11 protein-coding genes are annotated in these 12,479 nt (G+C 47.2%); 9 read left to right on the top strand and 2 right to left on the bottom strand.

All coding sequences use genetic code 11. The features are described from left to right. Positions 1-138: 138 nt before the first annotated feature. Complete coding sequence (gene dprA / locus ACMXYW_RS00155; protein ID WP_415904790.1) at positions 139-1,269, bottom strand: DNA-processing protein DprA; 1,131 nt, start codon at positions 1,267-1,269, stop codon at positions 139-141. Positions 1,270-1,279: 10 nt separating this feature from the next. Then, on the bottom strand, positions 1,280-2,308 hold the full coding sequence (locus ACMXYW_RS00150) for a LysM peptidoglycan-binding domain-containing protein (protein ID WP_415899630.1): 1,029 nt from the start codon (positions 2,306-2,308) through the stop codon (positions 1,280-1,282). A 256-nt stretch (positions 2,309-2,564) separates the two neighbouring features. Between ACMXYW_RS00150 and def the strand changes: the two genes are divergently transcribed. The 9 genes from def (at position 2,565) to glyS (ending at position 12,420) form a co-directional block, all read left to right on the top strand. After that, a complete protein-coding gene (def, locus tag ACMXYW_RS00145; protein ID WP_415892947.1) occupies positions 2,565-3,080 on the top strand; it encodes a peptide deformylase in 516 nt (171 codons plus the stop codon). Between the two features lie 72 nt (positions 3,081-3,152). Further along, complete coding sequence (fmt, locus tag ACMXYW_RS00140; protein WP_415904789.1) at positions 3,153-4,097, top strand: methionyl-tRNA formyltransferase; 945 nt, start codon at positions 3,153-3,155, stop codon at positions 4,095-4,097. Positions 4,098-4,116: 19 nt separating this feature from the next. Then, positions 4,117-5,415 carry a 16S rRNA (cytosine(967)-C(5))-methyltransferase RsmB gene (rsmB, locus tag ACMXYW_RS00135; RefSeq protein ID WP_415904788.1) on the top strand — a complete coding sequence of 433 codons (1,299 nt, stop codon included), beginning with the start codon at positions 4,117-4,119 and terminating at the stop codon, positions 5,413-5,415. A gap of 53 nt (positions 5,416-5,468) precedes the next feature. Further along, complete coding sequence (trkA, locus tag ACMXYW_RS00130) at positions 5,469-6,845, top strand: Trk system potassium transporter TrkA (RefSeq protein WP_415886389.1); 1,377 nt, start codon at positions 5,469-5,471, stop codon at positions 6,843-6,845. 15 nt (positions 6,846-6,860) lie between these two features. After that, on the top strand, positions 6,861-8,309 hold the full coding sequence (locus ACMXYW_RS00125) for a TrkH family potassium uptake protein (RefSeq protein ID WP_415904787.1): 1,449 nt from the start codon (positions 6,861-6,863) through the stop codon (positions 8,307-8,309). Positions 8,310-8,354: 45 nt separating this feature from the next. Continuing rightward, on the top strand, positions 8,355-8,801 hold the full coding sequence (locus ACMXYW_RS00120) for a YtoQ family protein (RefSeq protein ID WP_415882978.1): 447 nt from the start codon (positions 8,355-8,357) through the stop codon (positions 8,799-8,801). A gap of 52 nt (positions 8,802-8,853) precedes the next feature. Next, the gene (locus ACMXYW_RS00115; protein ID WP_415886386.1) at positions 8,854-9,147 is read left to right on the top strand and encodes a GIY-YIG nuclease family protein; all 294 of its coding nucleotides are present in this window, start codon (positions 8,854-8,856) and stop codon (positions 9,145-9,147) included. Between the two features lie 265 nt (positions 9,148-9,412). Beyond that, positions 9,413-10,372 carry a glycine--tRNA ligase subunit alpha gene (gene glyQ, locus ACMXYW_RS00110; RefSeq protein WP_007021609.1) on the top strand — a complete coding sequence of 320 codons (960 nt, stop codon included), beginning with the start codon at positions 9,413-9,415 and terminating at the stop codon, positions 10,370-10,372. After that, positions 10,372-12,420, top strand: coding sequence for a glycine--tRNA ligase subunit beta (gene glyS, locus ACMXYW_RS00105; RefSeq protein ID WP_415904786.1), 2,049 nt, complete (start codon positions 10,372-10,374; stop codon positions 12,418-12,420). Before glyQ ends, glyS begins: the two co-directional genes overlap by 1 nt. The last annotated feature ends 59 nt before the right edge of the window (positions 12,421-12,479 follow it).

Genomic DNA, 12,479 nt, shown 5'->3' with positions numbered 1-12,479 from the left:
ATAGTGACGAGAGGTAGATAGAAAGAGTCCCATACAGATAACTAAGCGGGGTAACTCCCTTTCATCTTGAGGCATTTAATTTTGAGGGCTGAACACTAAATGTTCGACGCGGTCTTTGCAACTCTACCGAATTGTCTTTTAGCATCGGATATAACCCTGCCCGTCTTGGCTAATGATGCCTAAAAGTTCCAACTCCACCAACATAGGGCCTATTTCCGCGATATCCATTCCAGTGAGATAGCTCAGTTGGTCGATTGAGTTATATTCGTACCCGAGGTGTTTTAACAATTGCTGCGTGTCGGGAGAAAGATTGGAGATGCCCTCTTCAACCTTGTCTTCAATATGCTCAACATGCTGTTCGGCTAGATAACCCAGTAAAGGGGCAAGCTGCGAGGTAATATCTTCCGCTGACTCGACCAAGCAAGCACCTTCACGGATTAGCTGATGACAGCCTTTACTCAAGGGATTATTAATCGCCCCAGGAATAGCAAAAACTTCACGACCTTGCTCCATCGCCATCCTAGCGGTGATTAACGACCCACTTTTCGGGGCCGCCTCAACCACCAAAATTCCTGCGCTCATGCCACTAATAATGCGATTACGACGCGGAAAATGTGGCGCCAGCGGCGGCGCCCCAGGAAACAGTTCGCTCAACCATACCCCTTGTTGCTCTATTATTTGCTGAGCCAAAATACGATTTCGAGCGGGATAGGGCCGATCCAAGCCGGTACCAAATACCGCAACCGTTGGACATTGGGCATTAACACTCGCCTGATGAGCTGCAGCATCAATACCCAAGGCTAAGCCTGAGTTCACTATCAAGCCGTTTTGAGCCAAATAGTTAGCAAATTGATAAGCATGTTTTAAACCACCGTGAGAAGCGCTACGGCTGCCTACAATCCCGACCTGAGGAAGATTCAGAGCCGCTAGATTACCACGAGCAAATAGAATGGGAGGGGGATCATAAATTTCACGTAGCAATGCAGGGTAGTCTGCATCAGTGATAGCTATGACATAACAATCCTTAGCTGAAGCTTGCCATGCCAATGCCGATTCCAACTTCTGTTGTACCAGAGAGGTACGCCCTTGCTGGAAATCACTTAAAGCGGTAATTGTTTTTTTCTTGAGGTTAAGCCGATGCCAATCAGCTTCAGAGGAGCGGAGGAGTTTTTCAGGGGTCCATCCCTGATCCCAAAGCTTTTTAACTGAAGCGGCCCCTAAGTCTGGTAGGGCGGCAACGGCGATCCAGTCCCTTAGATCAGCCGTCATCTTTTATCCTTTATGGTTCTCGGATCTCATCTCCGATAGAAACAACATCTGTGCTGCGCATGATTAAGCCATAACTGACTTTCTCAAACACTTTGAAGACCATCAACTCACCCGAGCGTTCCTGTGGCAATGTCACCATCTCTTTAGTCACAGGGTCCTTAATCAACTCACCTCGACGATAGATAGCAAATACATGTCCTGATTCAACCCCTTCTCGCATACCACGGTTGATTGCGACAACATTAAATTGCCCAGCATCACGCACACCTTGCAGCACCGATAGGATCTTGCCATCCAAACCTGATGGGGCAGGGGCTGGGTGGAAGACAGACTGAATACGCACTTCTTCAGTTGGAACTACACGGTCCAAGATACGCACTTCTTTGTGGGATTTAATGATATCCAGTGTTAGCACGTCTTCATTACGTGCAGAAACATCAGCATCTGCAATCTTCAACGTTTCGTAACCAAGAAACTCTTCTGTATCTGGGTCTACGTATTCATTAGCCGGGCGGTAGATACCTTGTCGACGCTGCTCAGCCACTAACTGACCACGTGCGTAAATACGATCACCGGCACCAGCAATAATCCGCTCTTTTTGGCCGCCTAATACATAAGGGGCTTCTTTCAGAATATCTTCTGAAAGCACACGGTTATCGTTTAAGAAACTATTTATATCGCGTAGTGGAATTGCAGGAATTGGTTTAACCAACGGAGACACACGTGCACGAGGATAGATTCCACTATCACGTCTAACCCCTAAACGCGGCTTTCCATTCACCCACGTAAGATAAATTACATCTCCAGGATAGATTAGATGAGGGTTATCAACCTGCGGGTTTACCCCCCAGACCTCTGGCCATTTCCAAGGGCTTTGTAAAAAACGACCTGAGATGTGCCACAACGTATCCCCTTTCACCACCACATATTCTTGTGGATGGTCATTACGAAGCAGCAGAGAGTCCTTACGGGTTTCAGCATGAACTGTAGTCAGTGAAACCAATACCAGAGCGAACAAACCGCATAACAATTTTTTCATGTCCAGTTCCCTTATTACCTATCTCCTTAATTCCTATAAATAAGAAGATAAAGTAACGACAATACATTGAGCGTTCTAATCAGTATAATAGGCAGCTTAATATTTTTCGCTATTGATCTCGATATTATCTTTCGGTTAATACCTGAATAATCGAGTTAAAATTTAAGATACCTGTAAATTAGGCTCTAACTTAGCATGACTTACAGAAGTATTCACACCAATAGCACCCGATAACTTGTTGATACAGACGTAAATCATGGCAAAACTAACCATCCTTGAATACCCAGATCCGCGCTTGCGCACTATTGCTGAGCCCGTTGAGACTGTTGATGACGAAGTACGTGCTCAAATCGATGACATGTTCGAAACAATGTACGCGGCTCCAGGTATTGGTTTGGCAGCGACACAGGTGAATATCCATAAACGCATCGTAACTATGGATATCTCTGATGATCAAAACGAGCCATTGGTTATGATCAACCCTGAATTTGAAGTAATCGATGAAGAATTACACAAATATCAGGAAGGTTGCCTATCTGTTCCTGGCTTCTACGAAAACGTTAAGCGCCCTCAAAAAGTTAAGCTAAAAGCGCTCGACTACAACGGCGAACCTTATGAGATGGAAGCTGAAGGCCTACTTGCGGTATGTATTCAGCACGAACTTGACCACCTGAATGGCAAGCTGTTTGTGGATTACATCTCTATGCTCAAACGTAACCGCATCAAATCTAAGCTAGAAAAACTGCATAAATTGCAGGAAAAGCACGCCTGATCATCACTGAAAAGCAACTCGCAGGCTTGCTGGTTTGACTAGCAGGCCTGTTTTTATTTTGGAGCCTAGACCATGCCAGCGTCGCCACTAAAAATAGTTTTTGCCGGCACACCTGATTTTGCCGCATCCAGCTTACAAGCCCTGCTAAACTCAGAGCATGAAGTGATCGCGGTTTATACCCAGCCTGATAAGAAAGGGAAGCGTAAAAATCAGATGGCTCCGCGCCCAGTGAAAGATCTTGCAGTTGAGCATAACATCCCTATATTTCAGCCAACCACGCTAAAAACCGAAGAAGAACAGTTAGCACTTACAAACCTGAAAGCCGACATCATGGTTGTGGTTGCTTACGGCATGCTACTGCCAAAAGCGATTTTAGAAACACCACGCCTAGGCTGTATCAATGTTCACGGTTCGCTACTTCCACGTTGGCGCGGCGCAGCTCCTGTTGAACGCTCAATGCTCGCCAGGGATGCAGAAACAGGCGTCACTATCATGCAGATGGATGAAGGTTTAGACACTGGCGATATGCTCTACAAAGTCACTACGCCGATCGAGAACAACGACACAGCAGCAAGTGTATTCGACCGCTTAGCCACTATTGGCTCAGAAGCGCTTGTTGATACGCTAAAACAGTTCCAGCATGGAACGGTTTCAGCTGAACCACAAGATGACAACTTAGCGACCTACGCGAAGAAACTACAAAAGACCGAAGGGGTTATCGACTGGAGTGCTTCTGCTACAGATATCGATCTTAAGATTCGCACCCTAAGCCCTCGTGTTGCAGTGACGTTCAAACTTGGCGAAGAAGTAGTGAAGCTACTAGGTTGCGAATTAGTTGAACAAAACGGCAAGCCTGGTGAGATTCTACCTTCTGACAAAAAGAGCATTGTTGTCGCATGCGGAGAAGGCGCTATTAAAATCAAACAGCTTCAGCTTCCGGGTAAAAAGCCAATGGACACTGCCGCTGTTCTAAATTCTAAACGAGAGCAGTTTAGTGCTGGCGTAGTTTTAGGTTAGACGTTTTAGGACAATTACCATGACCACCAATGTTCGGGCACTTGCAGCACAGATCCTAACCCCTTTACTTAAAAATAAGGGCTCTCTGAATACGCAATATGCGGCAATTGAACGTCGTTGCCCAGAGAAGGATCGCGGCCTTCTACGTGAGCTTTGCTACGGCACTATGCGTTATCATCCACAGTTAAACGCCATCATTAAGCTACTGCAAAACCGACCATTTAAGTTTCGAGATATCGATATTAAAGCCATCGTTTTGGTCGGTCTGTATCAACTAAAACATACTCGCATTCCAGCTCATGCCTCGATTAGCGAAAGCGTCGAGGCTTGCAAAGAGCTTGATAAAGCTTGGGCAGGGAAAGTTGTGAATGCTCTTTTACGCCGTTTTCAACGCGAACAAGAAGAACTCGAAGACTACCTAAAGGATGACGATTCATACCAATTCAACCACCCTGAATGGATGATCGCCAAACTAAGGAATAACTGGCCAGAGCACTGGCAAGAGATACTCACCGTCAACAACGAGCAAGCACCGCTGACGCTACGCGTGAATCAACGCTCAACAAACCGTGAGGAATATCTACAGCAACTGACCCCAATTATTGCTGCAGAAGCAACTCAATTCAGTGATCAGGGGATAAAACTAGCGGAATCCGTCAATATTGAAACCCTTCCGGGTTATAGCGTCGGCGCATTTAGCGTACAGGATGAAGCCGCACAGTTATCTGCGGACCTCCTCGATCTACAACCAGAACAACGCGTGCTGGATGCCTGCGCAGCACCCGGCGGTAAACTATGCCATATCCTAGAACACGAGCCTAAGCTTGCTCAGGTCGACGCTGTAGAGCTCGAGCAAAAGCGAATCAGCCGCGTAGAAGAGAACCTAGAACGCCTGCGCTTAAAAGCCAACTTAAAAGTAGCGGACGCAGCCACACAAACTTGGTGGGACGGAACAGATTACGATCGTATTCTCTTAGATGCCCCTTGTTCTGCTACGGGTGTTATTCGCCGCAATCCGGATATAAAATACCTGCGCCAAGGCGAAGATATTCACGAAACAGCCAAACTTCAGCGCGCTATTTTGGATAATTGCTGGTCCATGCTGAAACCCGGCGGTAAGTTGCTTTATGCAACTTGTTCCATCTTTCCACAAGAAAATGGGCGATTGATTAAGCAGTTTGTAACCCAAACTGCGAATGCCAAACATCTGCCAATTAAGGCAGAGTGGGGTATTGAACAAGAGTATGGTCGACAGTTGTTTCCACAGTCTAACGGCCATGATGGTTTCTATTATGCACTGCTGGAAAAAACGGAGTAAGCTCAAGTAGCTATGTGTATTTCTGTCATTTCTGCAGCAGTTAAAGGCTGATCATGAAGATCATTATTCTAGGTGCCGGACAAGTAGGCGGCACTTTGGCTGAAAACTTAGCCAGTGAAGACAACGACATCACTATCGTTGATACAGACACTGGCCGTCTCAGAGAACTACAAGATCGTCTCGACATCCGTACGATCGAAGGTAAAGCATCCTATCCATCTGTACTCGATAGTGCCGGCGCCCAAGATGCCGATATGCTGATAGCCGTAACGAACTCTGATGAAGTCAACATGATCGCCTGTCAGGTAGGCCAAACCCTATTCAACACGCCGACTAAAATCGCCCGTGTGCGTGAGCATGACTATCTAAACAAAAACCAGAAGATCTTTGGCGAAAAAGGCATCCCTATCGATGTCCGTATCAGCCCGGAGCTACTGGTAACGAAACACATAAAACGCTTAATCCAACACCCAGGCGCTTTGCAGGTACTGGATTTCGCCGACGCTAAAGCTCAGCTTGTAGCGGTAAAAGCCTATTACGGTGGCCCACTAGTTGGTCGTGAGATCTCTTACCTTCGCGCCCACATGCCATCGGTGGATACCCGCGTAGCGGCTATCTTCCGCAGCGGTAGCCCAATTATCCCGGAAGGTAACACGGTTATCGAAGCGGACGATGAAGTGTTCTTTATCGCAGCACGCAAAGATATACGCGCCGTAATGAGCGAGCTACGTCGTTTAGACCGCCCTTATAAACGCATTATCATCGCAGGTGGCGGTAATATCGGTGCCCGTTTAGCCGAATCGATCGAAGACGATTTCCAAGTAAAAATCATCGAACGAAACATTCGCCGCTGTAATCAGCTGGCGCGCTCACTTGATAACACCATCGTACTGCAAGGTAGCGCTTCGGATCGTGATCTACTGATCGAAGAGAATATCGAAGATACCGACGTATTCTGTGCCCTGACCAACGATGACGAAGCGAACATCATGGCGTCTATGCTGGCGAAGCGCCTTGGCGCACGTACGGTAATGACCCTGATTAACAACCCAGCCTATGTAGATCTAGTACAAGGTGGTGCGATCGATATTGCGATATCCCCTCAGCAAACCACCATCGGTGCGCTACTGACCCATGTACGTCGAGGTGATGTAGTAGCAGTACACTCTCTGCGTCGAGGCGCGGCAGAAGCACTTGAAGCGGTAGCTCATGGTGATAAGTCATCATCTAAAGTGGTCGGTAAAACCATTGAAGAGATCAATCTTCCTCCGGGTACAACCATAGGTGCCATCGTGCGTAACGACGAGGTATTGATCGCTCACGATGATGTTGTCGTTGAAAGTGGCGACCACGTGATCTTGTTCTTGGTTGATAAACGCCGAATCAACGAAGTGGAACGCCTGTTCCAAGTTGGTCTTACATTCTTCTAAGCGGAAGCAGCGCAGATGCATTACAAAGTTATCTTACGCATATTAGGCATACTGCTGATGATATTCAGCATCTCTATGCTGCCGCCGTTAGGTATCTCCTATCTCTATGACGATGGGGCAGAGCTGGCTTTTATCGCCGGATTCTTGATCACCCTGCTTACCGGTTTTTTCATCTGGATTCCGGTGTATCGTGTCCGACAGGATTTACGCACCCGTGATGGCTTCTTAATTACCGTCCTATTTTGGTCAGTACTCGGGCTGTTTGGGGCTTTCCCATTTATGCTCACGGACAATCCACATCTCACCTTTATTGATGCGCTATTTGAGTCCCTATCAGGCCTAACAACCACCGGGGCCACTGTAATTACCGGCATCGATGACCTGCCAAAATCGATTCTGTTTTATCGTCAGCAACTGCAATGGCTTGGCGGTATGGGTATCATCGTATTGGCCGTAGCAATTCTACCTATGTTAGGTATCGGTGGTATGCAGTTGTATCGTGCTGAAACACCAGGCCCCGTTAAAGACTCCAAGCTTACGCCTCGAATCACTGAAACAGCCAAAGCCCTTTGGTATATCTACCTGTCACTAACCATCGCCTGCGCGGCGGGTTACTGGTTAGCAGGAATGGATCTGTTCAATGCTATTGGGCATAGTTTCTCGACCGTTGCAATCGGTGGTTTCTCCACCCACGACGCCAGTATCGGCTACTACGATTCAGTTGCCATAGAGATGATCTGTATCTTCTTTATGACCATCTCTGCAGTAAATTTCGGCCTACACTTTTTTGCTTGGCGACAACGCACCATTTCACACTACATTCTGGACCCAGAATTTAAATTCTATTTAGTTACACTCCTAGCAATAACCGTAATCGCGATTGTTGCCTTGGTTGTAACCGAAACATATGCGCCGGGCGAATCGATGCGTAAAGCACTGTTTATGGTGGTATCGATCGCAACCACGACCGGCTTTGCCACAGCAGACTTTGCCCACTGGCCAGTGATGCTACCGTTCCTGCTATTCGTAGCGGCCTTTGCCGGCGGCTGTGCAGGCTCTACCGGTGGTGGCATGAAGGTCATTCGCGTTCTTCTGATCCTTAAGCAGGGTTATCGTGAGATCCAACGTCTGGTTCATCCAAACGCGATTATTCCGGTAAAACTAGGTAAAAAACCGATCTCCGATAAAGTACTAGAAGCAGTGTGGGGCTTCTTCTCGGTCTACATGATCGTCTTTGTAGCCATGCTAATCGTACTACTAGCTACTGGACTTGATCAGGTAACTGCATGGTCAGCGGTAGGCGCGACATTAAACAACCTAGGTCCAGGCCTTGGCGATGTATCTGCACACTACGGCAACCTGAACGATCCAGCAAAATGGGTACTTTGTTTTGCCATGCTGCTCGGTCGTCTAGAGGTATTTACCTTGCTAGTACTTTTCACACCTATTTTCTGGAAACGATAAAGCAGACATCAGATCTGCGACGAACCTAATTTCGAGAGCCTAATCATGCGATATACAGTTTATCTATCCGGTGAGATTCACACCGACTGGCGCAACAAAATCAAAAAAGCCATCAACCAAAATGGCCTACCAATCGATGTACTTACGCCAAACACAGATCACGATTCCAGTGACGGTTGCGCTACTGAGATCCTAGGCCCAGAAGAGAAGAACTTCTGGACTGATCACAAGTCTGCAAAGATGAACACCATGCGTCACATGACTGCGATCAAACGCGCTGACATCGTGATCGTTCGTTTCGGTGATAAATACCGCCAATGGAACGCAGCATTTGATGCAGGATTTGCCATCGCCAATGGTAAGTCTCTGATCGTTGAACACGCACCAGAATTGACGCATCCACTTAAAGAGATCGACGCTTGCGCACATGCTGTAGCTGAGAATACAGAGCAGGTAATCGAAACGCTTAAATACCTTTGCTTGGATTATTGATCACAAAGTCTTCAGCATCGAATTTCTGTTAACTAGAGCCAAGGAGGGCGCTATGCAGAAACAACCCGCCATCTACATTCTTTCCAGCAAATCTCAAGGCACCCTTTACATCGGTGTTACCAGCAATCTTCCTCAACGAATATGGCAACATAAGAACGACTTCATCGAAGGTTTTACTAAACGCTATCAAGTTCATCAGCTCGTTTATTTTGAACTGCACGAAACTATGCAAAACGCGATTACTCGAGAAAAGCAGATGAAAGCTTGGAAAAGGCAATGGAAGATAAACTTAATAGAAACACAGAATCCTAACTGGGCAGACCTTTACAGCACGATCTTAGATTAGCTGGATTCCAGCCTTCGCTGGAAAGACGGGGATATCAATGAACTTACTTCAACTCTCGTCTTCCCAGCGAAGGCTGGGATCCAAAGCCCTTCAACTCAGACATTTATCAAAAAAACACAAATAAACCCCTGATCTCTACGCAAGCAGCCACCGACTGGCTATTTTTTGTTGTATAATTGCCGGCTAATTTTTCGGGCTAATCTGGTGCTGTGCAGCTGCCATGAAGGCAGAAACTCAACGGCACTTATGTAAAAGGTGAAACGCTGTGACTGACAAGGCGACCCCAGACGTAAGCACATTTCAGGGGCTGATCCTTGCTCTACAGGAATACTGGGCAGAGCAGGGCTGTGTAATCGTACAACCACTGGACATGGAGGTAGGTGCCGGCACCTTCCATCCTGCGACTTTCCTACGCGCAATTGGACCTGAGACCTGGCGTTCTGCATACGTGCAGCCTAGCCGTCGTCCAACGGATGGCCGTTACGGTGAAAACCCTAACCGTCTGCAGCACTACTACCAGTTCCAGGTTGTTCTTAAACCATCCCCTGACAACATTCAGGAGCTATACCTAGGCTCTCTAGAGCGCATGGGTATCGATCTTGGCATTCACGACGTTCGCTTCGTAGAAGACAACTGGGAGTCTCCAACACTAGGTGCTTGGGGTCTTGGTTGGGAAGTGTGGCTAAACGGCATGGAAGTAACTCAGTTTACTTACTTCCAGCAAGCAGGTGGCCTTGAATGTTACCCAGTTACCGGTGAAATCACTTACGGTCTTGAGCGTATTGCGATGTACCTACAAGGCGTAGACAGCGTTTACGACCTGACATGGGCAGTAAATCCAGACGGCTCTAAAGTAACTTACGGCGACGTATTCCACCAAAACGAAGTTGAGCAATCTACTTTCAACTTCGAGCACGCAAACGTTGAAGAGCTATTCAAAACGTTCGATAACTGCGAAGCTGAGTGCAACAAGCTACTAAGCCTAGAAACACCACTACCGCTTCCTGCATACGAGCAGGTACTTAAAGCGTCTCATACGTTCAACCTTTTGGATGCGCGTCATGCGATCTCTGTAACAGAGCGTCAGCGCTTTATCCTTCGTGTTCGCACACTAGCCCGTGAAGTCGCACACGCATACTTTAATGCCCGTAAAGAACTAGGTTTCCCACTGGCACCTGAAGCCCTACGCCAAGAAGTTCTGGCTAACTGCGAGGAGAGCAAATAATGGCACAACATGATTTTCTCGTTGAGCTAGGTACCGAAGAGTTACCTCCAAAAGCACTTAAAACCCTTTCTGATGCTTTCACATCTGGCATCACAACTGGCTTGAAAGAAGCAGGCGTTAACTTCGGCGATGTAAAAAGCTACGCATCTCCACGTCGCCTAGCTGTTTTGATCAGCGCGCTAGACGACAAACAGGCTGACCGCGAAATCGAAAAACGTGGCCCTTCTGTAAAAGCGCCAGAAAAAGCGGTAGAAGGCTTTGCTCGTTCTTGCGGCGTGACTATCGATCAACTTGAAAAGATCGATACCAACAAAGGTGAGTACTACAACTTCAAAAATACAGAAGAGGGCAAAGCGACGTCTTCTCTGTTACCTCAACTTGTAGAAACATCACTAAACAAACTTCCGATCCCTAAGCGTATGCGCTGGGGTGCATCTCGTGTTGAATTCGTTCGCCCGGTTCACTGGCTAGTCATGCTATTTGGCGACGAAGTTGTAGATTGTGAAATTCTTGGTCTGACATCGGGTCGTAAGACTCGCGGTCACCGTTTCCACTACAATCAAGAAATCGAACTGATCGCACCATCTGAGTACGCTGATCGTCTAGAAAACCCAGGTATGGTAATCGCTGACTACGACATCCGTAAGACGATGATCAACGAGCAAGTGAAAGCAGAAGGCGAGAAGCTAAATGCGGTTGCTCAAATCGACGAAGATCTTCTTGATGAAGTTACAGCACTTAACGAATGGCCAGTTGCACTAACAGGCCGCTTCGAAGAGCGTTTCCTAGAAGTACCTGCGCAAGCGCTAATTTCTTCTATGAAAGAACACCAGAAGTACTTCCACCACTTGGATGCTGATGGCAACCTACTGCCTAACTTCACTACGATCTGCAACATCGTTTCTAAAGATCCTCAGCAGGTAATTGAAGGTAACGAAAAAGTAATTCGCCCACGTCTATCTGACGCTGCGTTCTTCTTCGAAACCGACAAAAAGACTACGCTTGAATCTCGTATTGAGAAGCTAAAAACCATCGTATTCCAGAAAGACCTTGGCACTGTTTACGATAAAGCAGCTCGCATTAGCGCGCTGTCTGGCAAGATCGCTTCAACTCTTAATCAAGATCAGGCTAAAGCGGAACGTGCAGGTCTACTATGTAAAACAGACCTTCTGACAGACATGGTTTACGAATTCACAGACCTACAAGGTTTGATGGGTTATCACTATGCGCTAAATGATGGCGAAGACCAGGACGTAGCACTTGCTCAAAACGAGCAGTACATGCCTCGCTTCGCTGGCGATGAACTACCTCAGACTGCCCCTGGTATCGCTGTAGCAATTGCTGACCGTCTAGACACCCTGACAGGTCTATTCGGTATCAATCAGCCTCCTACAGGCTCTAAAGACCCCTTCGCACTGCGTCGTGCAGCACTAGGCGTACTGCGCATTATCGTAGAGCGTGAGTTGGATCTGGACCTACGTGAACTACTAACTATTGCGGCTAACAACCACAATGATCTACCAGCACGAGAAGGCCTAGAAGATAAAGTTCTAGACTTCATGCTAGAGCGTTTCCGCGCATGGTACGAAGACGCAGATATCAATGCTGAAGTATTCCTATCAGTATTGGCGCTAAAACCAAGTCGTCCTTTAGACTTCGATCGTCGCGTTAAAGCGGTTAATCACTTCCGTTCTTTAGCCGAAGCTGAAGCTCTTGCGGCTGCTAACAAGCGTGTATCTAACATTCTGAGTAAGCAGGGTGTAACTGGTACTACGGACGTTAATAATTCGCTACTGACTGAAGCAGCAGAGAAAGCTCTAGCGGCAGATATCGAAGCTCAGAAAGCTGCGTTAGCTCCACTATTTGCAGAAGGCAAATACCAAGAAGCGCTTGAGTCACTCGCTGGCCTTCGCGAATCAACTGATGCTTTCTTCGAAGATGTAATGGTTATGGCGGATGACGAAGCCGTTAAGAACAACCGCCTGGCTCTTCTTAGCCAGTTACGTGCATTATTCTTAGGCGTAGCTGATATTTCTGTAATTGGCTAATCGTCTCATCTATATATCCAAAGCCGGCCTTGTGCCGGCTTTTTTGTTTCACGTGAAAC

Source organism: Neptuniibacter sp. QD48_55 (genome assembly GCF_047778115.1).
Classification (GTDB): Bacteria; Pseudomonadota; Gammaproteobacteria; order Pseudomonadales; family Balneatricaceae; genus Neptuniibacter.
This window is presented reverse-complemented; position numbering and strand designations above follow the sequence as displayed.

Excerpts from the sequence above, each read along its gene's own strand:
- def (WP_415892947.1), top strand. The coding sequence starts at position 2,565 with ATGGCAAAACTAACCATCCTTGAATACCCAGATCCGCGCTTGCGCACT.
- ACMXYW_RS00150 (WP_415899630.1), bottom strand. The coding sequence starts at position 2,308 with ATGAAAAAATTGTTATGCGGTTTGTTCGCTCTGGTATTGGTTTCACTG.
- rsmB (WP_415904788.1), top strand. The coding sequence starts at position 4,117 with ATGACCACCAATGTTCGGGCACTTGCAGCACAGATCCTAACCCCTTTA.
- glyS (WP_415904786.1), top strand. The coding sequence starts at position 10,372 with ATGGCACAACATGATTTTCTCGTTGAGCTAGGTACCGAAGAGTTACCT.
- ACMXYW_RS00120 (WP_415882978.1), top strand. The coding sequence starts at position 8,355 with ATGCGATATACAGTTTATCTATCCGGTGAGATTCACACCGACTGGCGC.
- ACMXYW_RS00115 (WP_415886386.1), top strand. The coding sequence starts at position 8,854 with ATGCAGAAACAACCCGCCATCTACATTCTTTCCAGCAAATCTCAAGGC.
- dprA (WP_415904790.1), bottom strand. The coding sequence starts at position 1,269 with ATGACGGCTGATCTAAGGGACTGGATCGCCGTTGCCGCCCTACCAGAC.
- trkA (WP_415886389.1), top strand. The coding sequence starts at position 5,469 with ATGAAGATCATTATTCTAGGTGCCGGACAAGTAGGCGGCACTTTGGCT.
- fmt (WP_415904789.1), top strand. The coding sequence starts at position 3,153 with ATGCCAGCGTCGCCACTAAAAATAGTTTTTGCCGGCACACCTGATTTT.
- ACMXYW_RS00125 (WP_415904787.1), top strand. The coding sequence starts at position 6,861 with ATGCATTACAAAGTTATCTTACGCATATTAGGCATACTGCTGATGATA.